The organism is Streptomyces sp. NPDC052236 (genome assembly GCF_044548015.1).
GTDB lineage: Bacteria > Actinomycetota > Actinomycetes > Streptomycetales > Streptomycetaceae > Streptomyces.
The window spans coordinates 134,371-156,954 of sequence record NZ_JBIUBL010000013.1; the positions used below are offsets into that span (position 1 = coordinate 134,371).

General features: G+C 71.2%; 19 protein-coding genes and 2 pseudogenes. 14 read left to right on the plus strand and 7 right to left on the minus strand.

Annotation, left to right across the window (positions count from 1 at the left end; translation table 11 throughout):
• Nucleotides 1-4: 4 nt before the first annotated feature.
• The gene (locus ACIHCQ_RS22335) at nt 5-232 is read right to left on the minus strand and encodes a hypothetical protein (RefSeq protein WP_399664877.1); all 228 of its coding nucleotides are present in this window, start codon (nt 230-232) and stop codon (nt 5-7) included.
• Here ACIHCQ_RS22335 and ACIHCQ_RS22340 point away from each other — a divergent pair.
• Both ACIHCQ_RS22340 and ACIHCQ_RS22345 read left to right on the plus strand, forming a co-directional pair.
• Nucleotides 189-458: pseudogene (locus ACIHCQ_RS22340) on the plus strand (DNA-binding response regulator); the annotation flags it as partial. The gene ACIHCQ_RS22335 and the pseudogene ACIHCQ_RS22340 sit on opposite strands and share 44 nt — an antisense overlap.
• Nucleotides 454-1,281 (plus strand): annotated as a pseudogene (locus ACIHCQ_RS22345) (sensor histidine kinase); the annotation flags it as partial. The pseudogenes ACIHCQ_RS22340 and ACIHCQ_RS22345, both read left to right, overlap by 5 nt.
• Here ACIHCQ_RS22345 and ACIHCQ_RS22350 read toward each other — a convergent pair.
• The 3 genes from ACIHCQ_RS22350 to ACIHCQ_RS22360 form a co-directional block, all read right to left on the minus strand.
• Nucleotides 1,244-1,774 (minus strand): SgcJ/EcaC family oxidoreductase, encoded by a 531-nt coding sequence (locus tag ACIHCQ_RS22350; RefSeq protein ID WP_399664880.1) that lies wholly within the window; start codon nt 1,772-1,774, stop codon nt 1,244-1,246. The pseudogene ACIHCQ_RS22345 and the gene ACIHCQ_RS22350 overlap by 38 nt on opposite strands.
• 211 nt (nt 1,775-1,985) lie before the next feature.
• Complete coding sequence (gene serC / locus ACIHCQ_RS22355) at nt 1,986-3,104, minus strand: phosphoserine transaminase (protein WP_399664883.1); 1,119 nt, start codon at nt 3,102-3,104, stop codon at nt 1,986-1,988.
• A gap of 93 nt (nt 3,105-3,197) precedes the next feature.
• Complete coding sequence (locus tag ACIHCQ_RS22360; RefSeq protein WP_399664886.1) at nt 3,198-3,842, minus strand: GTP-binding protein; 645 nt, start codon at nt 3,840-3,842, stop codon at nt 3,198-3,200.
• Between the two features lie 230 nt (nt 3,843-4,072).
• Between ACIHCQ_RS22360 and ACIHCQ_RS22365 the strand changes: the two genes are divergently transcribed.
• Complete coding sequence (locus ACIHCQ_RS22365; RefSeq protein ID WP_399664889.1) at nt 4,073-6,850, plus strand: FAD-binding and (Fe-S)-binding domain-containing protein; 2,778 nt, start codon at nt 4,073-4,075, stop codon at nt 6,848-6,850.
• A gap of 4 nt (nt 6,851-6,854) precedes the next feature.
• Here ACIHCQ_RS22365 and ACIHCQ_RS22370 read toward each other — a convergent pair whose 3' ends face one another.
• Nucleotides 6,855-7,274, minus strand: coding sequence for a pyridoxamine 5'-phosphate oxidase family protein (locus ACIHCQ_RS22370; RefSeq protein WP_399664891.1), 420 nt, complete (start codon nt 7,272-7,274; stop codon nt 6,855-6,857).
• A 151-nt stretch (nt 7,275-7,425) separates the two neighbouring features.
• On the opposite strand from ACIHCQ_RS22370, the gene ACIHCQ_RS22375 reads away from it, so the two are divergent.
• Entirely contained in the window at nt 7,426-7,956 is a 531-nt protein-coding gene (locus ACIHCQ_RS22375) for an SMI1/KNR4 family protein (RefSeq protein ID WP_399664894.1), read from the plus strand.
• A gap of 78 nt (nt 7,957-8,034) precedes the next feature.
• On the opposite strand, the gene ACIHCQ_RS22380 is transcribed toward ACIHCQ_RS22375, so the two are convergent.
• On the minus strand, nt 8,035-8,898 hold the full coding sequence (locus ACIHCQ_RS22380) for a LysR family transcriptional regulator (protein WP_399664897.1): 864 nt from the start codon (nt 8,896-8,898) through the stop codon (nt 8,035-8,037).
• 106 nt (nt 8,899-9,004) lie between these two features.
• Between ACIHCQ_RS22380 and ACIHCQ_RS22385 the strand changes: the two genes are divergently transcribed.
• The 9 genes from ACIHCQ_RS22385 to ACIHCQ_RS22425 all read left to right on the plus strand — a co-directional run bounded on the left by ACIHCQ_RS22385 (nt 9,005) and on the right by ACIHCQ_RS22425 (nt 20,299).
• Nucleotides 9,005-9,955 (plus strand): EamA family transporter, encoded by a 951-nt coding sequence (locus tag ACIHCQ_RS22385; protein ID WP_399664900.1) that lies wholly within the window; start codon nt 9,005-9,007, stop codon nt 9,953-9,955.
• Between the two features lie 77 nt (nt 9,956-10,032).
• On the plus strand, nt 10,033-10,833 hold the full coding sequence (locus ACIHCQ_RS22390) for a TIGR03084 family metal-binding protein (protein WP_399664903.1): 801 nt from the start codon (nt 10,033-10,035) through the stop codon (nt 10,831-10,833).
• A complete protein-coding gene (locus tag ACIHCQ_RS22395) occupies nt 10,830-12,560 on the plus strand; it encodes an acyclic terpene utilization AtuA family protein (protein WP_399664905.1) in 1,731 nt (576 codons plus the stop codon). Before ACIHCQ_RS22390 ends, ACIHCQ_RS22395 begins: the two co-directional genes overlap by 4 nt.
• Nucleotides 12,557-14,155 carry an acyl-CoA carboxylase subunit beta gene (locus tag ACIHCQ_RS22400; protein ID WP_399664908.1) on the plus strand — a complete coding sequence of 533 codons (1,599 nt, stop codon included), beginning with the start codon at nt 12,557-12,559 and terminating at the stop codon, nt 14,153-14,155. Before ACIHCQ_RS22395 ends, ACIHCQ_RS22400 begins: the two co-directional genes overlap by 4 nt.
• A gap of 27 nt (nt 14,156-14,182) precedes the next feature.
• Nucleotides 14,183-16,141, plus strand: coding sequence for an acetyl/propionyl/methylcrotonyl-CoA carboxylase subunit alpha (locus ACIHCQ_RS22405; RefSeq protein WP_399664911.1), 1,959 nt, complete (start codon nt 14,183-14,185; stop codon nt 16,139-16,141).
• Nucleotides 16,138-17,271 (plus strand): acyl-CoA dehydrogenase family protein, encoded by a 1,134-nt coding sequence (locus ACIHCQ_RS22410; protein ID WP_399664914.1) that lies wholly within the window; start codon nt 16,138-16,140, stop codon nt 17,269-17,271. Before ACIHCQ_RS22405 ends, ACIHCQ_RS22410 begins: the two co-directional genes overlap by 4 nt.
• Nucleotides 17,272-17,313: 42 nt before the next feature.
• Complete coding sequence (locus tag ACIHCQ_RS22415; protein WP_399664917.1) at nt 17,314-18,948, plus strand: 4-coumarate--CoA ligase family protein; 1,635 nt, start codon at nt 17,314-17,316, stop codon at nt 18,946-18,948.
• On the plus strand, nt 18,945-19,697 hold the full coding sequence (locus ACIHCQ_RS22420; protein WP_399664919.1) for an enoyl-CoA hydratase family protein: 753 nt from the start codon (nt 18,945-18,947) through the stop codon (nt 19,695-19,697). Before ACIHCQ_RS22415 ends, ACIHCQ_RS22420 begins: the two co-directional genes overlap by 4 nt.
• Nucleotides 19,685-20,299 carry a TetR/AcrR family transcriptional regulator gene (locus tag ACIHCQ_RS22425; RefSeq protein ID WP_399664922.1) on the plus strand — a complete coding sequence of 205 codons (615 nt, stop codon included), beginning with the start codon at nt 19,685-19,687 and terminating at the stop codon, nt 20,297-20,299. Before ACIHCQ_RS22420 ends, ACIHCQ_RS22425 begins: the two co-directional genes overlap by 13 nt.
• A gap of 31 nt (nt 20,300-20,330) precedes the next feature.
• Here the strand turns inward: ACIHCQ_RS22425 and ACIHCQ_RS22430 are convergent, their stop codons facing one another.
• On the minus strand, nt 20,331-21,434 hold the full coding sequence (locus tag ACIHCQ_RS22430; protein WP_399664925.1) for a citrate synthase 2: 1,104 nt from the start codon (nt 21,432-21,434) through the stop codon (nt 20,331-20,333).
• 320 nt (nt 21,435-21,754) lie between these two features.
• Between ACIHCQ_RS22430 and pdxH the strand changes: the two genes are divergently transcribed.
• On the plus strand, nt 21,755-22,384 hold the full coding sequence (gene pdxH, locus ACIHCQ_RS22435) for a pyridoxamine 5'-phosphate oxidase (protein ID WP_399665199.1): 630 nt from the start codon (nt 21,755-21,757) through the stop codon (nt 22,382-22,384).
• Nucleotides 22,385-22,584: the final 200 nt, after the last annotated feature.

The following is a 22,584-nucleotide window of genomic DNA, read 5'->3' on the forward strand; positions in this document are numbered from 1 at the left end:
GCCCTTAGGCCTTCGGTGCTCCTGCTTTTCGCGCTCCCGCCTTCAGGAGCGCTGCCACGTCGAGCTTGACCTCGGCTCCGATCGATTCGGGGAGCGTGATCTCCTCGCCCGCCGCGTGGATGCGGTTATTGTCGTAGCCATTTGCCACGGGCTCGGTCAGCACGTGGACCCGGCTGTGCTTGCGATCGAGGATCGACGAGACCGACCGGGTCGTCGGGCTGGAGATCGGCACCGACGACTATGTCTCCAAGCCGTTCGGCGTACGGGAGGTCATCGCCCGCATCAGGGCCGTCATGCGCCGCGTACAGCCCCAGCCGCAGACAGCGGGGGCCGGTGCCGAACCCGACCGGTACGGGCCCCGGCTCACCGTCGACCGTAAGGCCGCCCGGGTGCACCTGGACGGCGCCGAGGTGGCGCTCACGCCCAAGGAGTACGACCTGCTCGCCTTCCAAGAGCCGCTTCAGCGACGGCGATCTGCCCGCCCGCTCACCGGTGACAGGACCGCGCGAGACCCAGACCCTGGCCCGTACGCTCAACCAGGGAGCCGAGCGGCTCGACACCCTTATTGCCGCTCAGCGCATCTTCGTCGCGGACGCCTCGCACCAGCTGCGCACCCCGCTGACGGCGCTGCGGCTGTCCCTGGACAACATCGCGGACGGCGTGGACGACGAGTTCGTACGCGAGGACGTGGAGCAGGCCACCGCCGAGGTGGTGCGGATGAACCGGCTGGTCAACGGCCTGCTGGTGCTGGCGCGCGCCGAGGCCAAGGTGTCCGCGGCCGAACCGCTGCCGCTGCGCGAGCTGAACGAGCTGATCGAGGAGCGGCTGAGCGTATGGCGGCCCGCCGCCGACGAGCGCGGGGTGCGGATCGCGCTCCAAGGAGTCGGCGGGGAGGCCGACAGCCGGCTGCGGGTACTGGCCAGTCCCGGCAGTCTCGACCAGGTACTGGACAACGTGCTCTCCAACGCGCTGGAGGTCTCCCCGGACGGCGGCGCCATCACCGTCCGGGTGGACCCGCACCCCGGCGAGGTGATCCTTGAAGTCCTCGACCAGGGGCCCGGCATGTCCGCCGCCGACCAGTCCCGGGCCTTCGACAGGTTCTGGCGCGGTCAGGGTCTGACCGGCCGGTCGGGCTCGGGCCTGGGGCTCGCCATCGTCAAGCAGCTGGTGACGGACGACGGCGGCAGCGTCACCTTGCGGGACACTCCGGGCGGCGGACTGTGCGTACGGATCAGCCTGCGGATCAGCCTTCGGCAGGCAGCACCGAGGAGTGGTGGTTGATGATCAGCCACTTGCCGCCGCGCTTCTCGTACTCGTACGTGTAGCGGGCCCCGACAGTGGACTTCACGCCGGTCTTCGGGTCGGTGACGTGGAACTCGTACAGACCGGCGTCGATCGCCGAGTCGTGGTCGAGGATGTTGACGACCGACTGGACCTTCTCGCCCACCGGCTTCTTCTGCTGGAAGTGCTCGAAGTAGTCGACGATTCCGGCGTGGTCGGTACGGATCTTGGGCGAGGCCGTGGGCAGGAGCACGGCGTCGGGTGCGTAGCGGGCGGCGACCTTCTCGGCGTCGCCGGTCTGCAGCGCCGCGTTCCAGCCGTCGAAGAGCGCGGCGATCTCGGCCTTGGAGGGCTTGCCGGTCTGCTTGGTCTGCTTGACGCCGGCAGCCTTGTGCTCCGGGGAAGCGAAGCTGACGCCGGCGGTGACGGTGCCCGCCGCGACGAGCGCGGCGACGGTGGCGAGGGCGGCGCGGGTGCGTATATGACGCTTCATCACAACTCCTGTTTCAGGTGCTGTCCCTCCTTGCGGGGGGAGCGTGATCACTCTCGCGGTACGCCGGTAAAGGCCCGTACAACAGACGTCCAGCAAACGGACAGGTTCGTTCCAAGTCTCGGAAAGTGCCGGGATGTGATCGTCTGTGCACAGCGAACCGCCCTGCCGGACGAGATCCGGCAGGGCGGTTTTTGCTTGGAGGCGGGGGGAGTTACAGCTTTTCGATCACGTAGTCGACGCACGCCGTCAGCGCCTCGACGTCCGCCGGGTCGATCGCCGGGAACATCGCCACGCGCAGCTGGTTGCGGCCCAGCTTGCGGTACGGCTCCGTGTCCACGATGCCGTTCGCGCGCAGCGCCTTGGCGATCGCCGTCGCGTCGATGCTGTCCTCGAAGTCGATGGTGCCGATGACCTGCGAGCGCTTCGCCGGGTCCGTCACGAACGGCGTCGCGTACTTGGACGCCTCGGCCCACCCGTACAGCGTCCGCGAGGACGTGGCCGTACGGCGCACCGACCAGTCCAGGCCGCCCTGGCTGTTCAGCCAGGTCAGCTGCTCGTTCAGGAGGAACAGCGTGGTCAGGGCCGGGGTGTTGTACGTCTGGTTCTTCAGCGAGTTGTCGATCGCCGTCGGCAGGCTGAAGAACTCCGGGACGTGCCGGCCCGAGCCGTGCACGCGCGCGGCGCGCTCCAGCGCGGCCGGGGAGAAGACGCCGATCCACAGGCCGCCGTCGGAGGCGAAGGACTTCTGCGGGGCGAAGTAGTAGACGTCGGTCTCGGTGATGTCGACCGGCAGGCCGCCCGCACCGGACGTGGCGTCGACCAGGACCAGCGAGCCCTCGTCCGCGCCCGTGACTCGCTTGATGGGGGCCGCGACGCCCGTCGAGGTCTCGTTGTGGGTCAGGGCGTAGACGTCGACGCCCGCCTCGGCCTTCGGCTCCGGGTGCGTGCCCGGGTCGGAGGTGATCACCGTCGGGTCGGCCAGCCACGGCGCGAGCTTGGCCGCCTTGGCGAACTTGGAGGAGAACTCGCCGAAGGACAGGTGCTGGGACTTGTTCTCGATCAGGCCGTGCGTCGCGATGTCCCAGAAGGCGGTGGAGCCGCCGTTGCCGAGGATCACTTCGTAGCCCTCGGGGAGCTGGAAGAGTTCGCGTACGCCGTCGCGCACCGCGCCGACCAGGTTTTTCACCGGGGCCTGGCGGTGGGACGTACCGAGGAGAGAAGCGCCGGTGGCGGCCAGGGCGTCCAGCGCCTCCGTACGCACTTTGGAGGGGCCCGCGCCGAAACGGCCGTCGGCGGGCTTGATGTCAGCGGGAATCTGGATCTCAGCCACGTTCTGGAGCCTAACCGGTCGCGGAGCGCGGTGGACAAGGGGTCCGGCGGATGAGACGGGCCGCCGGTCCTGACTCCGGTCCTGACCTGGGCGTCAGCCGTGCTCGCTGTGTTCCTGGTCGTCTGCCTTCTCGGCCTCGCGTACGGACAGCGCGTACAGGTGCTCGACCAGTGCTATCAGTACGAACTTGCTGGACGAGTGATCACGCGCGTCGAACTCCACCAACGGCACCTCGGGCCCGATGGAGAGTGCTCCACGGATCTCCTCATCGCTGTGGAACGGGCCGCCGAAGTCGTTGACGGCGACGATGAAGGGCGTGCCGTGGTGCTCCAGGCGGTCGATCGCGTACCAGCTGTCCGAGAGCGAGCGGGTGTCGACCATGACGACCGCGCCGAGGGTGCCCGCGAAGAGGCGTTCCCAGAGGAACCAGAAGCGTTCCTGCCCGGGCGCGCCGAAGAGGTAGAGGACGCTGCTTTCGTCGATCGTGATCCGGCCGAAGTCGAAGGCGACGGTGGTGGCGCTCTTGCCCCGGATGAGGGAGGGGTCGTCAAGGGTGCGGCCCGCGCCGCTGATCACCTCCTCCGTGTGCAGCGGACGGATCTCGCTGACGGAGCGGACCATGGTGGTTTTGCCGACTCCGAAGCCGCCCACGACGACGATCTTCAGAGTGTTGACGGTGGTGCCGGCCAGCGTGGGGCGGGGCTGAGCCGGAGGAACCGCCCGCGTGACATGAGTCATCGTTCTACGTCGGTACCGGTCATCGAGTGTTGCCTTCCGGGGTGCGGTGGCGTAACTGGAGCCGCTTCGTCCTGATCAAGTGGTCGTCACTATAGGAGAGTTGACGATCACATTGGGAGGATCCCGAGGGCTTTACCTCGCTTTTCCCCAGCGTTCAGGGGAACGCATCGTGTTCAATTGGCACGTTTCACCGCCGGTGTGGTGGGAGGGGCAGGGGCATCCTGAGAGACATGGAGCTGGCGAGGGCCCTCACGCGGGCCGTGCGCGGCGAGGTCGACTTCAGCGCCGCCGCGCGCGCCCTGATGACCATGGACGCGTCGAACTACCGGCGCGTGCCGGTCGGCGTCGTCGCGCCGCGCGACGCCGAGGATGTGGCCGCCGCCCTGGAGGTGTGCCGCCTCCACGGGACGCCGGTGGTGCCGCGTGGCGCCGGTACGTCCATCGCCGGGCAGGCCACCGGCATCGGTGTGGTGCTGGACTTCACCCGCCATATGAACGCCCTGGTGGAGGTCGACGCGGACGCGCGCACGGTGGTGGTGCAGCCCGGCGTCGTACTGGACACGCTGCGGGACGCCGTACGGCCGCACGGGCTGACCTTCGGGCCGGACCCGTCCACGCACAGCCGCTGCACGCTCGGCGGCATGATCGGCAACAACGCGTGCGGCGCGCACTCGGTGGCGTGGGGGACGACCGCCGACAACGTGCGGAGCCTTGCGGTGGTGACGTACGGCGGGGACGAACTCCGGCTCCGCCAGGGGTGGGGCGGGGCCCCTGGCGGGCTGCGGGAGCTCGTCGAGGGGAACCTGGCGCTGCTGCGGACCGGCTTTCCCGACGCGCTGCCCCGCCGTATCTCCGGTTACGCGCTGGACGCCCTGCTGCCCGAGAAGGGCGTCGACCTCGCGCGGGCGTTCTGCGGCAGCGAGGGCACGCTCGGGGTGGTGACCGAGGCATCCGTACGGCTGGTGGACGCGCCTCGTGCGCGGGCGCTCGCCGTCCTCGGCTACGCCGACGAGAGCGCCGCCGCCGAAGCCGCCTCCGGGCTGCTCGCGCACGGGCCGCTCACCGTCGAGGGCATGGCAGAGGACCTGGTGCCCCCCGGACACGGGCTGCCGCGCGGCCGGGCCTGGCTCTTCGTGGAGACGGGCGGCGACACGGCCGCCGAGGCACGCGCGCGGGCCGCCGCCGTCGTGCGGGCGGCGGACGCCCTCGACGGGACCGTGGTGGACGACCCCGCCGGGATGCGGGCGCTGTGGCGGATCCGCGAGGACGCAGCCGGGACGGCGACCCGGACGGCCGACGGCGGCGAGGCCTGGCCGGGGTGGGAGGACTGCGCGGTGCCGCCGGCCCGGCTGGGGGCGTATCTGCGGGACTTCCGCGCGCTGCTCGCCGAGCACGGGCTGCACGGCACGCCGTACGGGCACTTCGGCGACGGCTGCATTCACGTCCGTATCGACTTCGATCTGCTCAGTACGGAGGGGGTACGGGCGTTCCGGCGGTTCTCCGAGGAGGTGGCGGAACTGGTCGTCGCGCACGGCGGCTCGCTGTCGGGCGAACACGGCGACGGGCAGGCGCGCGCCGAGCTGCTGCCGAAGATGTACGGCGCTGAGCTGGTCGGGCTGTTCGGCCGGTTCAAGGACGTGTGGGACCCGGCGGGCGGCATGAACCCCGGGATGCTGGTCCGCCCGAATCCACTCGATTCTCATCTCCGCTTCGAGGTGCTCCCGCGCGAGCCGGTGGAGGTCGCCTTCCATTACCCCCACGACGGCGGTGACTTCTCGACGGCGGTACGGAGGTGTGTGGGCGTCGCCAAATGCCGCGTCGCCGGGCCCAGTACGGGTGCGGACGTCATGTGCCCGTCGTTCCGCGCGACCGGCGAGGAACAGCACTCCACGCGCGGGCGGGCGCGGCTGCTGCACGAGATGCTCGCGGGCGAGGTCGTACGCGACGGCTGGCGCTCGCCGGAAGTGCGGGACGCGCTGGACCTGTGCCTGTCCTGCAAGGGGTGCCGGAGCGACTGCCCGGTGGGCGTGGACATGGCCACGTACAAGGCGGAGTTTCTGCACCACCACTACGCCGGGCGGGTGCGGCCCGCCGCGCACTATGCGATGGGGTGGCTGCCGGTGTGGCTGCGGTTGGCGGCGCCGTTCGCGCGGGTGGTCAACGCGGTGTCGGCGGTACGTCCGCTGGCGGCGGTGGCCAAGCGGCTGGCCGGGATCGCACCGGAACGCTCGCTTCCTGTGCTGGCGCCGGTGCCGTTCCGGCGCTGGCTGCGGGCGCACCACCCGGCTGATACGAGCGGTACGGCGGCGGTGCTGTGGCCGGACACGTTCACCGACCACCTCTCGCCGGAGGTCGGCCGGGCGGCGGTGAAGGTCATGGAGGCGGCGGGCATGGGGATCGTGCAGCCGGCGGGCCGGGTCTGCTGCGGGCTGACGTACGTCTCGACGGGCCAGCTCGACCGCGCGCGCACGGTCATGCGCCGCACGCTCGACACGGTGGAACCGCTGCTGGAGCTGGGCGCGCCCGTCGTCGTACTGGAGCCGAGCTGCGCGGCGGCACTCAGGACGGACCTGCCGGAACTGCTGGGAGACGACCCCCGGGCGGCGCGCCTGGCCGCGTCGGTCCGGACATTCGCCCAGGCGCTGGAGGAGTGCGCGCCGGACTGGGAGCCGCCGCGCCTGGACCGTACGGTGGCGGGCCAGACGCACTGCCACCAGCACGCGGTCCTGGGCGACGCGGCGGAGCGCCGGTTGCGGGAGCGGGCGGGGCTGGTGGGCGAGCTGAGCGGGGGCTGCTGCGGGCTCGCGGGGAACTTCGGGTTCGAGCGGGGCCACTACGGGGTGTCGGTGGCGTGCGCGGAGGACCAGCTGCTGCCCGCGGTACGGGCGGCGGGGGAGGGGGCGGAGGTGCTGGCGGACGGGTTCTCGTGCCGTACGCAACTGGCTCAGCTGGCGGGGCGGCGGGCGCGGCATCTGGCGGAGGTGCTGGCGGCGGGCCTGGACGACTGACCGGTCACTCGATGGGCAGCTCGGCGATATGCGGCGGGTCCTGGGTGAAGTCGCTGTACCGCACCCACGTGGGCCGCACCCGGACGTGGGTGATCCCGGGCCAGTCGAGCCGGTCCCGCCCGTCGGGATACGCGAGGAAGTAACACTCACGGATACGCGCGAGCTCGGCGCCGGTGGGGAAGTCCGCGACACCCTCGATCTGCGCGGTTATCGCGTCGTCCCAGCCGACGACGAGCGCTATGCGGGGGTCGGTGCGCAGGTTGAAGCACTTGCGTGTCGTCTCGACGGTGTCGAAGACGAGTTCCAGGTCATCACTGACCGCGAATCCGACGACGGCGGCCTGGGGTGTGCCGTCCGGGGCCTTGGACGCCTGGACGGCGACCTTGTGCTTGCGCAGGAACCACAGCAGCTCGTCGCGGGTCATACGCCCTCTCTACCACGGGCACGGCCGGGGAGCCTGCGGGAGAAGAGGTCGCCCGTGGTCGTCCGACGGGCAGGCGTGTCGGCTCGGCCCGGTAAACGGTGGCGGTCCTGTCGCAGCGGGCGGTGTCGGTGGGGGCGGTTAGCCTGCGCGGATGATTGAGACGACTGGCGACGACCGTCGCTTTCCACCTGCCCTGGCCGATGTGGCCCGGATCGAGTTCGACTACGGCGACGAGGGCGAAGGCGTCGACTTCGAGCCGTACGGTGCCTTCGACTCCGCAGAGAAGACCACCGACTGGCTGCGCCATTGGACCGGGAATCACGAGCTTGATGGCGGTGCCTACCGGATCTTTGGCCAGGATGGCACCGGCGGTCTCGCCGCCATCTGGTGCGCGCGGCCGGGGCGGCCCCTCACCGAGCAGCCCGTGGTGTTCATGGGCTCGGAGGGAGAGTGCGGCGTGGTGGCAGGGGAGCTGTCCGACTTCCTGTGGGTGCTGGCCGACGGCTTCGGACCACTGGAAGCGGCCCTGCACAAGGAACGGGAGGCGCACCCGGACGCGGCTTTGATCGAGCTCGCCGAGCGGTATGCGACCACTGCGCGCCGATCCGCCAGGGAGATCATCTCCGTGGCCCAGGCTGAGTTCGCGAGCTTCGCCGAAGACCTCGACGAGCTCTGCCGCTGAGGGCGGCGGGCGGCCGAACCGGCGAGCCGTCCCCGACCGGTGCGTTGCCTCCTCGCCGCACCGATCTCGCCGCACGGCTCAGCGCGGTGCGGCCACGTCCCGTGCCAGTGCCAGCAGCTGAGGCAGCGCCGGGTGTGCGGTCCCCGTGCGGCGCCGGGCCAGGACGACCGGGACGCGCGGCGCGTCCGTCAAGGGGCGGTACGTCACTCCTGGGTGCGGGTGCATCTCCGCCGTCGAGGCCGCCGAGGCTCCCGCGCCCCGGCCCGCCGCGATCGCCGTCAGCCAGTCGTCCGTGTTGGCGACCGTCAGCGTCGTCGTGGGGCGGGACTCGGGGTGCCACAGGTCCAGCGTCGTCAGACCCGAGACGGTGTTCAGGATGACCGGGCCGGCGGCGGACAGGTCCGCGAGTGTGAGGGTGGCATGGGCCGCCAGAGGGCCGTCCGAGGTGACCGCCGCCACCCTCGGCTCCGTGAACAGCAGCTCCGTGATCAGGCCGGGCGTGTCCACCGGGCCGCGCAGGACCGCCGCGTCGACCTCGCCGCGGGTGAGGCCCGCCGTGCGGTCGTCGATGCGGAGGAGTTCCAGCGGGGTGTCCGGGTGCTCCCGCTCCCAGCGGCGCAGCAGAGGTGTGGTGTACGGGCCGAGCGCGGACCAGGCGTGGCCGAGGCGCAGCGGCCACCGGCGCAGCCGGGTCGCGTCGAGTGCCTCGTCGAAGGCGGTGACGGCGGCTGCCGCCTTGTCGCGGAACGCTTGGCCCTCGGCTGTGAGGGCGAGATGGTGGGTGGAGCGGTCCACGAGCCGGATCCCCAGATGCTGTTCCAGCGCCGCGAGCGCCCGCGAGACCGCTGGCTGGGTGAGATGCAGCCGGGCCGCGGCCCTGGTCACGCTCGACTCCTCCGCGATGGCCAGGAAGCAGCGGAGATGACGTACCTCAATGCTCATGCGTGTGGAGCATAACCGCAGCGCAATAAGCATTTCACGCGGCTCACCCGGGCCCGTAGCGTGGGGAGCCAATGCTGAGCGAGATGGATCAGGGAGGTTTCGTTCGGTGAACGAGCCGCGTACGCCCCTCGCCGCCGAGCCGGAGGCCGCCGCCGCCCTGGACTCAGCAGCGGCAAGCACTCCCGGCCCGGGCCCCGGCCCCGGGAAGCGGCCCGCTCTCGGGCCGGTCTCGCTCGTCGTCTCCGGTGTGCTCTCCGTGCAGTTCGGCGCCGCCATCGCCGTACTGCTCATGCCGCGCGCCGGAGCCATCGGCGTCGTCACCCTCCGGCTCGTCCTTGCGGCGCTCGTCCTGCTCGTTGTCTGCCGCCCCAAGGTGCGCGGGCACTCCCGCGCCGACTGGGGCACCGTCGTCGCCTTCGGCGGCACCCTGGCCGCCATGAACATGCTCTTCTACCAGGCCGCCGACCGTATTCCGCTGGGCGCGGCCGTCACCTTCGAGGTACTCGGGCCGCTCGTGCTCTCCGTGATCGTCTCTCGGCGGCTGATGAACCTCGCCTGGGCCGGGCTCGCGCTCGGCGGTGTGCTCCTGCTCAGCGGCGGCGGCTTCGACCGCCTCGATCCCGTCGGCGCCGGGTTCGCGGTCGCCGCCGGCGGCATGTGGGCGGCGTACATAGTCTTCAGCGCCCGGACCGGGCGGCGGTTCCCGCAGGCCGACGGGCTGGCGCTGGCGATGGGCGTCGGGGCCGTGCTGAGTCTGCCGCTGGGGATCGCGGAGGCCGGGTCCAAGCTGCTGGTGCCGTCCACCATCGGTCTCGGGCTCGCGGTCGCGCTGATGTCGTCCGTCCTGCCGTACACCCTGGAACTCCTCGCGCTGCGGCGGCTGCCCACCTCGACCTTCGCCGTGCTGATGAGCCTGGAGCCCGCGATCGCGGCGGCGGCCGGGTTCTTCCTGCTGGACCAAGCCCTCTCCACGATCGACGCGTTGGCGATCACCCTCGTCATCGCGGCGAGCATGGGGGCCGTGCGGACGCAGACCGCGAGAAAGGCGAAACGTTAAAGCAAGCATGCTTGCTTGTTTCAGCGGGTGCTGCCATGCTCCCGGGCACACAACGTCGTGTCCCAAGGGAGCGCACCGTGTCCGACTCGGCCGCCGTCGTACTCGACGTACTTGACGACTTGCGCAACGAGAGCGATGAACTCGACCGGCTCGTAGCGGAGTTGGACGACGCGGGATGGACGCGCCCGACACCCGCGCCCCGCTGGAGCGTCGCCCACCAGATCGCCCACCTCGCCTGGACCGACACCGCCGCGCTGCACGCCGTCACCGACCCACACGCCTTCGCCACCGAGACCGCGAAGGCCCTCGCCGCCCCCGACACCTTCGTGGACGCGGGCGCTGACGCCGGTGCCGTACTGCCGCCGGCCGTGCTGATGGCCCACTGGCGCGAGCGGCGCGAGTCACTCCAGCAGGCCCTGCGCGCCGCCCCGGCCGGTGCCCGCTTCCCCTGGTACGGGCCGCCCATGAGCGCCACCTCGATGGCCACCGCCCGGCTGATGGAGACCTGGGCCCACGGCCAGGACATCGCCGACGCCCTCGGAGCCGTACGCGAACCAACCGCCCGGCTGCGGCACATCGCGTTCATCGGGGTGCGGGCGCGTGACTACGCCTTCGCCGTACGGGGGCTGACGCCGCCCGCAGCCCTGATCCGGGTCGAGCTCACCGGGCCCGGCGGCGAGCTCTGGGCGTACGGTCCCGAGGACGCCGCGCAACGCGTCACCGGGCCCGCCCTCGACTTCTGCCTGCTGGCGACCCAGCGGGCACACCGCGCCGACCTCGCCGTAGAGGCACACGGCCCCGACGCCGACCGGTGGCTGGACATCGCGCAGGCCTTCGCCGGACCGGCAGGTCAGGGACGTAAGCCGAGGCGGGCATGAACGTGCTCCGGATCGGGAACGCCTCCGGCTTCTACGGCGACCGCTTCGACGCCGTACGCGAGATGCTCACCGGCGGCCCCCTCGACGTACTCACCGGGGACTACCTCGCCGAGCTCACCATGCTCATCCTCGGCCGCGACCGGCTGAAGGACCCGCGCCTCGGCTACGCCAAGACATTTCTGCGGCAGCTGGAGGAGAGCCTCGGACTCGCCCACGAGCGCGGCGTGAAACTCGTCGCCAACGCGGGCGGGCTGAACCCGGCGGGCCTCGCCGACGCCGTACGCGAACTCGCCGACCGGGTCGGCGTCCCGGTGCGCGTGGCCCATGTCGAGGGCGACGACCTCGCCGCCCGTTTCCTGAAACGCTTCCCGGGCGCCCTCACCGCGAACGCCTACCTCGGCGGCGCCGGTATCGCCGCCTGCCTGCGCGCCGGAGCCGATGTGGTGATCACCGGGCGCGTGACGGACGCCGCCCTGGTCACCGGACCGGCCGCCGCCCACTTCGGCTGGGACGCGGACTACGCCGGGAATTACGACGCGCTCGCCGGGGCCGTCGTCGCCGGGCATGTGCTGGAGTGCGGTACGCAGGCGACCGGCGGCAACTACGCGTTCTTCAGCGACCACGACCCGCGGACCCTGCGCCGGCCCGGCTTCCCCATCGCCGAGATCCACGCCGACGGCACGGCCGTCATCACCAAGCACGACTCGACCGGCGGGCTCGTGGACATCGGCACGGTCACCGCGCAGCTGCTGTACGAGACCGGGGGCGCCCGATACGCGGGACCGGACGTCATCGCCCGCCTGGACACCGTACGGCTGGCGCAGGACGGACCCGACCGGGTGCGGATCACCGGCGTACGCGGAGAGCCCCCGCCGCCGACCCTGAAAGTCGGGCTCAACCGGATCGGCGGCTGGCGCAACGAGGTCGTGTTCGTCCTCACCGGACTCGACATCGAGGCCAAGGCGGCGCTCGTGCGCGAGCAGCTGGCAGACGTCCTGGGCGGCGAGTCCGGGCCCGCGCAGGTCCTGTGGGAACTGGCGCGCACCGAACGGCCCGACGGCGACACCGAGGAGCGGGCCAGCGCCTATCTGCGGCTCGTGGTGCGCGACAGCGACCCCGAGAAGGTGGGGCGCGCGGTGAGCGGCGCGGCGGTCGAGCTGGCGCTGGGCAGCTACCCGGGGTTCCATGTGACGGCTCCGCCCGGGAAGGGCGCGCCGTACGGAGTGTTCGAGGCGAGGTACGTCGACGCGGGCGAGGTGACGCACACCGCCGTACTGCCGGACGGGCGCAGAGTCACCGTGGAGACTCCCTTACGTACGCGACGTACGCGACGTACGCGGAAAGTCGAGCCGCCGGATCACGGCGACGAGCTGCCGGAGCCGCTCGCCCCCGGGCCCCGCAGGGCCGCCCCCCTCGGCCTCGTCGCCGGCGCCCGCAGCGGCGACAAGGGCGGGGACGCCAATGTCGGCGTCTGGGCCCGCTCCGACGACGCCTGGCGCTGGCTCGCCCACGAACTCACCGTCGACCGCTTCCGCGCGCTGCTCCCGGAGACCGCGAACCTCACCGTCGTACGCCATGTCCTGCCGAATCTGCGCGCCCTGAACTTCACGGTCGAGAAAATCCTCGGCGAGGGCGTCGCCGCGCAAGCCCGCTTCGACCCGCAGGGCAAGGCGCTCGGCGAATGGCTGCGCTCCCGCCACGTCGACATCCCGGAGGTCCTGCTGTGACCGTCCTCGCCTCCGCCATCGACCCCGCGAGCCCCGAGTACGCCGCCCACCGCGCCACCATGCTCGCCAAACTCGCCGAACTGGACGCCGAGCACGCCAAGGCGCTCGCGGGCGGCGGCGAGAAGTACGTCGCCCGGCACCAGGCGCGCGGCAAGCTCCTCGCGCGCGAGCGCGTCGAGCTGCTCCTCGACCCCGACACGCCCTTCCTGGAACTGTCGCCGCTCGCCGCGTGGGGCAGCGAGTACCCGGTCGGCGGATCGATGGTCACCGGCATCGGGGTGGTGGCGGGCGTCGAGTGCCTGATCACCGCCAACGACCCGACCGTGCGCGGCGGGGCGTCCAACCCCTGGACGCTGCGGAAAGCCCTGCGGGCCAACGAGATCGCGTACGCCAACCGGCTGCCCTGCATCTCCCTGGTCGAGTCGGGCGGCGCGGACCTGCCGTCCCAGAAGGAGATCTTCATCCCCGGCGGGGCGCTCTTCCGGGACCTCACCCGGCTGTCGGCGGCCGGGATCCCGACCATCGCCGTCGTTTTCGGGAACTCGACGGCGGGCGGGGCGTACGTCCCCGGCATGTCCGACCACACCATCATGATCAAGGAGCGGTCGAAGGTCTTCCTCGGCGGACCGCCGCTGGTGAAGATGGCGACGGGTGAGACCAGCGACGACGAGTCGCTCGGCGGCGCGGAGATGCACGCGCGTACGTCGGGCCTCGCCGACTACTTCGCGGTGGACGAGGCGGACGCGCTGCGGCAGGCGCGGCGTGTGGTCGCCCGTCTCAACTGGCGCAAGGCACACCCCGATCCGGCGCCTTCTGAATCTCCGAAGTACGCGGAGGAGGAGCTGCTCGGGATCGTGCCGGGTGACCTGCGCACCCCCTTCGACCCGCGCGAGGTCATCGCCCGGATCGCCGACGGCTCGGACTTCGACGAGTTCAAGCCGCTGTACGGGCCGAGCCTGGTGACCGGCTGGGCGTCGCTGCACGGCTATCCGGTCGGCGTGCTGGCCAATGCGCAGGGCGTGCTGTTCAGCGCCGAGTCGCAGAAGGCCACGCAGTTCATCCAGCTCGCCAACCAGCGCGACACTCCGCTGATCTTCCTGCACAACACCACCGGCTACATGGTCGGCAAGGAGTACGAGCAGGGCGGCATCATCAAGCACGGCGCGATGATGATCAACGCGGTGTCGAACTCGCGCGTCCCGCATCTGTCCGTGCTGATGGGAGCGTCGTACGGGGCAGGGCACTACGGCATGTGCGGGCGGGCGTACGACCCGCGGTTTCTCTTCGCGTGGCCCAGCGCCAAATCGGCGGTGATGGGGCCGCAGCAGTTGGCGGGCGTGCTGTCGATCGTCGCCCGCGCCTCGGCGGTGGCCAAGGGGCTTCCGTACGACGACGAGGCGGACGCGGGCCTGCGGGCGATGGTCGAGCAGCAGATCGAGGCGGAATCGCTGCCGATGTTCCTGTCCGGGCGGCTGTACGACGACGGGGTGATCGACCCGCGCGATACGCGGACGGTGCTCGGGCTCTGCCTGTCCGCGATCCACACGGCACCGGTCGAAGGCGCGCGCGGCGGCTTCGGCGTCTTCCGGATGTGATGTGAGTGAGGGGGAGTGAGGGCTCAAGTGATCGCTACTCTGCTGGTCGCCAACCGGGGCGAGATCGCCTGCCGGGTGTTTCGTACGTGCCGTGAACTGGGGATCGCGACGGTCGCCGTCCACTCGGACGCGGACGCGGGCGCTCTGCACGTACGGGAGGCCGACGCGGCCGTACGCCTGCCGGGCGCGACACCCGCCGAGACGTATCTGCGCGGCGACCTGATCGTGAAGGCGGCACTGGCGGCGGGCGCCGACGCGGTGCACCCGGGGTACGGGTTCCTCGCCGAGAATGCGGAGTTCGCGCGGGCGGTGGCGGATGCGGGGCTGCTCTGGATCGGCCCGCCGCCCGCCGCCATCGAGGCGATGGCGTCCAAGACGCGCGCGAAGCAGCTGATGGGCGGTACGGCGCTGGACCCGGCGCGGGTCACGGAGGCGGACCTCCCGCTGCTGGTGAAGGCGGCGGCGGGAGGCGGCGGCCGTGGCATGCGCATCATCCGCGAACTGTCCTGCCTTGAAGCTGAACTGGCGGCGGCGGGGGCGGAGGCGGCGTCAGCGTTCGGGGACGGTGAGGTGTTCCTTGAGCCGTACATCGAACAGGGACGCCATGTCGAGGTCCAGGTGCTGGCGGACAACTACGGCACGGTGTGGGCGCTCGGCACCCGCGACTGCTCCCTCCAGCGCCGCCACCAGAAGGTCATCGAGGAGTCCCCCGCGCCGGGTCTGGAGCCCGCTCTCGTCGCGACGCTGCACGAGTCGGCGATCGGCGCGGCGCGGGCGGTGGGCTACCGGGGAGCGGGCACGGTCGAGTTCCTGGTCGCGTCGGGGAACGGCCCGGCGCACTTCCTGGAGATGAACACCCGCCTCCAGGTCGAACACCCGGTGACGGAAGCGGTCTTCGGCATCGACCTGGTGGCGCTCCAACTGCGCGTCGCGGAGGGCGCGGCCCTGCCGGAAACCCCACCGGAGGCGAGTGGCCACGCGGTGGAGGCACGGCTGTACGCGGAGGACCCGTCGCGGGGGTGGGCCCCGCAGACAGGTGTCCTGCACGCCCTAGAGGTATCGGGCGCGGCCTCGCCCGGCCTGCGCGTCGACACCGGATACGCCGCCGGGGACTCCATCGGCGTCCACTACGACCCCCTGATCGCCAAGGTCATCGCCCACGCCCCCACCCGCGACGAAGCCGTGCGGCGGCTCGCCCACGCCCTGCGCCGGGCGCGCGTGCACGGGCCCGTCACCAACCGGCAGCTGCTCGTACGCTCCCTGGAGCACCCAGACTTCACCGGCGCGGGCATGGGCACCGGCGCGGGTACGGGTACGGGTACGGGTACGGGCGTGTCCCGCCTCGACACCGGGTTCTACGACCGCAACCTCGACGCGCTCACCGCCCCCGCCCCCGGTGAGAGGACCGCCGCCATCGCCGCCGCCATCGCCGACGCCGCGCGCGGCCCCGGCCCCAGCGTCGTCTCGCGGCTCGGCGGCTGGCGGAACGTACCCTCCGCGCCCCAGCTCAAGGTCTACGGCGACCACGAGGTCCGCTACCGTGCGACGCGCGACGGGTTCGACCTCATCGACGCCCCCGGCATCCGCGTCACCGCCGCCGCCCCCGGCCGCGTATCGCTCGAAGTCGACGGAGTCGTACGGCACTTCCACGTCACCGACCACCACGACGGCCGGATCCACGTCGACAGCCCCACCGGCGCCCACTGTCTCCCCGTACGGCCCCGCTTCCCCGACCAGGAGGAGCGCACCGAACCCGGTTCGCTCGTCGCCCCCATGCCCGGGACCGTCGTACGGGTCGGGGAAGGCCTCGCCGCAGGGGTACGCGTGACCCGGGGGCAGCCCCTCGTCTGGCTGGAGGCCATGAAGATGGAGCACCGCATCGTCTCGCCCGCCTCCGGCACGCTCACCGCGCTGCACGCCGTACCCGGCCGCCAGGTGGAGGTCGGCGCCCTGCTCGCTGTCGTACGAGAGGACACAGGATCGTGAACGACATCATCGAGAGCCAGGAACACACCGACCTGCGCGCCGCCGTCGCCGCCCTCGGACAGCGGCACGGGCGCGGCTACATACGCGAGGAGCTGTGGTCCGAAGCCGCCAAGCTCGGCTACCTCGGTGTGAACCTCCCCGAGGAGTACGGCGGCGGAGGCGGCGGCATGGTCGAGCTCTCCATCGTCCTGGAGGAGCTGGGGACCGCGGGCTGCCCGCTGCTGATGATGATCGTCTCGCCCGCCATCTGCGGCACCGTCATCGCCCGCTTCGGCACCGACGAGCAGAAGCGCCAGTGGCTCCCCGGCCTCGCCGACGGCAGCCTCACCATGGCGTTCGGCATCACCGAACCCGACGCCGGATCGAACTCCCACCGGATCACGACCACCGCTCGTAAGGAAAACAACGGCTGGATCCTGACCGGCCGCAAGGTCTTCATCTCGGGCGTCGACATCGCCGACGCCACCCTCATCGTCGGCCGCACCGAAGACGCCCGCACCGGCACGCTCAAGCCCTGCCTCTTCATCGTCCCCCGCGACGCCGACGGCTTCCATCGCTCCCAGATCGACATGGAACTGGCCGCCCAGGAAAAGCAGTTCGAACTCGTACTGGACGGTGTCCGGCTGCCCGCCGACGCACTCGTCGGCGACGAGGACGCGGGCCTCCTCCAGCTGTTCGCCGGACTCAACCCCGAGCGCATCATGACCGCCGCCTTCGCCATCGGCATGGGGCGGTACGCGCTCACGCAAGCCGTCGCGTACGCCAGAACCCGCCAGGTCTGGCAGACCCCCATCGGCGCGCACCAGGCCATAGCCCACCCCCTCGCCCAGGCCCACATCGAGCTCGAACTCGCCCGCCTGATGATGCGGAAGGCCGCCCTCCTCTACGACCACGGGGACGACACCGGCGCGGGCGAAGCCGCCAACATGGCCAAGTACGCCGCCGGCGAAGCCTGCGTGAAAGCCGTTGACCAGGCCGTACACACCCTCGGCGGCAACGGCCTCACCCGCGAGTACGGTCTCGCCTCGCTCATCACCGCCGCCCGGGTCGCCCGGATCGCACCCGTGAGCCGCGAAATGATCCTCAACTATGTGTCCCACCAGTCCCTGGGTCTCCCCAAGTCGTACTGAGGAGGGACATTCTGTTCACCCACAGAGCTGAGGGGGCCCGCCATGCCTGAAACGGTTTTTCGAAGCGAGTACGCGGAGGTTCCGCCGGTCGTGGAGCCGATCCACGAGGCCGTACTGGGCAGGGCCACCGCCGCCGGATACGGCGACCTGGTGGCCCTGATCGACGGCGTCAACGGCACGACCGTCACCTACAGCCAGCTCGACACCTACCACCGGCGCATCGCCGCCGCGCTCGCCGACGCGGGCCTGCGCAAGGGCGACGTACTCGCCCTGCACAGCCCCAACACCATCGCCTACCCCGCCGCCTTCTACGGGGCCACGCGCGCCGGAGCCACCGTCACCACCATCCATCCGCTCTCCACCGCCGAGGAGTTCGCCCAGCAGCTCCGCGACTCCTCCGCCCGCTGGATCATCACCGTCTCACCGCTCCTCGAAGTCGCCCGCAGAGCCGCCGAGCTCGTCGCGGGCATCAAGGAGATCTTCGTCTGCGACCGCGCGGAAGGGCATGTGAGCGTCCTCGACATGCTCGCCTCGACCGCGCCCGAGCCCGCCATAACCATCGACCCGTCCGACGACATCGCGGTCCTGCCGTACTCCTCCGGCACCACCGGCCTGCCCAAGGGCGTGATGCTCACCCACCGCTCCATCGCCACCAACCTCGAACAGCTCGCCCCGATGCTGACGATGGGCCCCGGCGACCGCATCTTGGCCGTACTGCCCTTCTTCCACATCTACGGCCTCACCGCCCTGATGAACGCCCCACTGCGCAACGGCGCCACCGTCGTCGTACTGCCCCGCTTCGAGCTCGGCGGCTTCCTCTCGGCGATCCAGAACCACCGCATCAACGCCCTGTACGTCGCCCCGCCGGTCGTCCTGGCCCTCGCCAAGCACCCGGCGGTCGACGAGTACGACCTGTCGTCGCTGGAGTACATCGTCAGCGCCGCCGCCCCGCTCGACGCGCGGCTGGCCCAGGCGTGCGCGGCCAGACTGGGCCTGCCGCCGGTCCTTCAGGCGTACGGCATGACCGAGCTGTCGCCCGGCACACACGCCGTACCGCTGTCGGCGGCCGAACCGGCGCCCGGGTCGGTGGGCAAGCTGCTGCCGAACACCGAGATGCGGATCCTCGCCCTGGACGACCCCGGCACGGATCTGGGCGTCGGCGAACAGGGCGAGATCGCGATCCGGGGCCCGCAGGTGATGGCGGGATACCTCGGCCGCCCCGACGCCACCGCCGACATGATCGACGCCGAGGGCTGGCTGCACACCGGCGATGTCGGATACGTCGACGCCGACGGCTGGCTCTTCGTCGTGGACCGGGTCAAGGAACTCATCAAATACAAGGGCTTCCAGGTCGCCCCCGCCGAACTGGAGGCACTGCTGCTCGCCCACGAAGGCATCGCGGACGCGGCGGTGATCGGGGTACTCGACGCGGACGAGAACGAGATCCCGAAGGCGTGCGTCGTACGGCGGCAGGCGGCGGAGGGAGCCTTCGAGGGAATCGCCGGTGAGCTCACCGATGAGCTCACCGAGGACGAGATCCTCGCCTACGTCGCCGAGCGGGTCGCCCCGTACAAGAGGATCCGCCGCGTCGAATTCATCGGGAGCGTGCCACGCGCCGCCTCCGGCAAGATCCTCAGGCGCGAACTCAGAGACCGCGAGAGGAAGAACAGCACGTGACCACTGCGAGCCGCGGGCCCCTGCTGGCCGCCACACACGAGCGAGGCATCACCACCCTGACGCTCGACTCTCCCGCCAACCGCAATGCCCTCTCCGCACGGCTCGTCGGCGAACTGGGGCAGGCGCTGACCGAATGCGCCAACGACGACTCCGTACGGGCCGTCGTCCTCACCCACACCGGGACGACCTTCAGCGCGGGCATCGACATCAAGGCACCGCCCAATCCGTACAACTTCGTCGGTCTGCTCCGGCAGATCGTCACCCTGCCCAAGCCGGTCCTGGCCCGCGCGACGGGCCATGTGCGCGCAGGAGGCATCGGCCTCCTCGGCGCCTGCGACATCGCGGCGGCGTCGACGGGCGTGGACTTCGCGTTCACCGAGGTACGTATCGGGGTCGCGCCGGCCGTCATCTCGCTGCCGCTGCTGCCCCGCATGGACCCGCGCGCGGCCGAGCGCTACTACCTCACCGGCGAACGCTTCGACGCGGCGGAGGCGGCCCGCGCCGGCCTGCTCACGCTCGCCGCGGACGACGTGGACGCGGCGCTCGCGCCCGTACTCGACGGCCTGCGCAAGGCCTGCCCACAGGCACTGACCGTAGCGAAACAGCTGGTCACGGCCAGGGTGCTGGAGGCCTTCGACCGGGACGCGGAAGACCTGGTGCGCCGCTCGGCCTCACTCTTCGCAGCGGCGGACGCCCGCGAGGGGATGGCGGCCTTCCTCGAACGACGGGATCCCGCATGGGCGCTGTGACCTCGGCTGCTTCGGGAACATCGGCAGCCGCGTCGAAGAAACCACAACAGGACCGCAGCCGGGCAACCCGGCAGCGGCTGCTGGAGGCGGCAGTGGCCTGCCTCGCCGAACGCGGCTGGGCGGGCTCCACCGTCTCGGTGGTCGCCGAGCGGGCCGGAGTCTCACGGGGCGCGGCACAGCACCACTTCCCGACCCGGGAGGACCTGTTCACGGCGGCGGTGGAGTACGTGGCGGAAGAGCGCTCCCAGGCCCTGCGGGCGCTCCCGCCACAGGACCGGACGGCGGTGGTCGCGGCCCTGGTCGACCTCTACACCGGCCCGCTGTTCCGGGCCGCGCTGCACCTGTGGGTGGCCGCCTCCAACGAAGAACAGCTGCGCCCGCGCGTCACGGAGCTGGAGGCGCGCGTCGGGCGGGAGACCCACCGGATCGCGGTGCGGCTGCTGAACGCGGACGAGTCGCGGCCGGGCGTACGTGAAACGGTTCAGGGCCTGCTGGACATGGCGCGCGGGCTGGGCCTGGCCAACCTCCTGACGGATGACGCGGCGCGGCGCAGGAGGGTGGTGACGCAGTGGTCGGAGGTAGTGGAGCAGGCACTGACCTGACGCGTACCGTGTCAATGATCGCCAATGATCGTCAATGATCCGCGATATCGGCGTAGCCGGCGATCTCCCGCGGGTCGCGCTTCCCCGGCCCCACATACCGCGCCGACGGCCGGACCAGCCGCCCCGTGCGCTTCTGCTCCAGGATGTGCGCCGACCAGCCCGCCGTACGCGCACACGAGAACATCGACGTGAACATGTGCGCAGGGACCTCGGCGAAGTCGAGCATGATCGCCGCCCAGAACTCCACGTTCGTCGCCAGCACCCGGTCCGGGCGGCGGTTGTGCAGCTCTTCCAGCGCGGCCTTCTCCAGCGCCTCCGCCACCTCGAAGCGCGGCGCGTCCAGCTCCTTGGCCGTACGCCGCAGCACCCGGGCCCGCGGGTCCTCCGCCCGGTACACCCGGTGGCCGAAGCCCATCAGCCGCTCGCCCTTGTCCAGGGCCCGCTTGACGTACGCCGTCGCGTCCCCCGTCCGCTCGATCTCCTCGATCATGCCGAGCACGCGGGAGGGCGCGCCGCCGTGCAGCGGCCCGGACATCGCGCCCACCGCACCCGACAGGGCCGCCGCCACATCAGCGCCCGTGGACGCGATCACGCGGGCGGTGAAGGTGGAGGCGTTCATGCCGTGCTCGGCGGCCGAGGTCCAGTACGCGTCGACGGCCTTGACGTGCCGCGGGTCCGGATCCCCGCGCCAGCGGATCATGAACCGCTCGACCACGGAATGCGCCTTGTCGATCTCTCTCTGCGGGACCATCGGCAGCCCCTGACCGCGCGCGGACTGCGCGACGTACGACAGCGCCATCACAGCCGCCCGCGCGAGATTGTCGCGCGCCGTCTGCTCATCGATGTCGAGCAGCGGTTTCAGACCCCACACGGGCGCGAGCATCGCGAGCGCCGACTGCACGTCGACCCGGATATCACCGGAGTGCACCGGGATCGGGAACGGCTCGGCGGCAGGCAACCCGGGGTTGAAAGCGCCGTCGACCAGCAGACCCCACACATTGCCGAAGGAGACATGGCCGACGAGATCTTCGATGTCGACACCCCGGTAGCGGAGCGAACCGCCCTCCTTGTCGGGTTCGGCGATCTCCGTCTCGAACGCGATGACTCCTTCGAGTCCAGGTACGAAGTCGGACATGAGGCGGCTCCTCAAGATACGTACGGCGGCGTGAGCGGGTGGTCCGTGAGGTGGGCCGTGGGCCCATGGCGCAGGCAAAGTATCCGTACCCGCTGCTGTATGCGGACCACAGTCACCAGAGCGAAGATTTTGGCGGTTCCGGCCGACGCGGGGAAGTGCGACAACCGTGACAACCTCCACACGGCCCCATTTCGGGCAGCGAGGATTAGCCGCACACCATGCCGGGCACACTGCCCGGCTGCGGCAGGATGACCCCTGTGACCGACTACGCCCCGCCGACCCCGGGAACTCCGCCGCCGGCTGCCCCTGACCCCGCGGTGATGCGGCAGCAGTACCGCTCCACCGCACTCATGGAAACGGACCTGGCGCCCGCGCCCATGGACCAGTTCGCCCGCTGGTTCACGGAAGCCGTGTCCGGCGGTCTGCAGGAACCGAACGCCATGATCGTCTCCACGGCGACACCCGACGGCAGACCGTCCTCCCGCACCGTGCTGCTGAAGCAGTACGACGAACGAGGCTTCGTCTTCTACACCAACTACGCCTCCCGCAAGGCCACGGAACTCGCGGCCAACCCGCACGTATCGCTGCTCTTCCCCTGGCACGCGCTGGCCCGCCAGGTCATCGTCACGGGCACGGCCTCCCGCATCGGCCGCGACGAGACGGCGGCGTACTTCCGCACCCGCCCCTACGGCTCCCAGCTCGGCGCATGGGCGAGCGCCCAGTCCTCGGTGATCGCCACACGCGGGGAACTGCTGCGCAGGTACGCGGAGTTGGCGGCCCGCTACCCGGAGGGCGACCGGATCCCGCCACCGCCGGAGTGGGGCGGATTCCGGGTCGTACCGGAGGCGGTGGAATTCTGGCAGGGCCACGAGAACCGCCTGCACGACCGCCTGCGCTACGTCCGCGCGGACTCGGGGCCCGGCTGGCGGATCGAGCGCCTGGCCCCCTGAGAAACGAAGAAACCCGCGGGCTCTGGTCCCTCCTTACGGAGGAGCCGGCCGGACATACCGGCGAGCCCGCGGGTCGGTGACTGCTTGGGATTGGCCGACGTCAGTCGGCTGCACAGAGTGCGACGACGGGCGTCAGCCCGCAGTCACCTCGCTCGTCCTGGAATACATCACTTCCGGAACACCTCCTTTCCCTGGCGTGA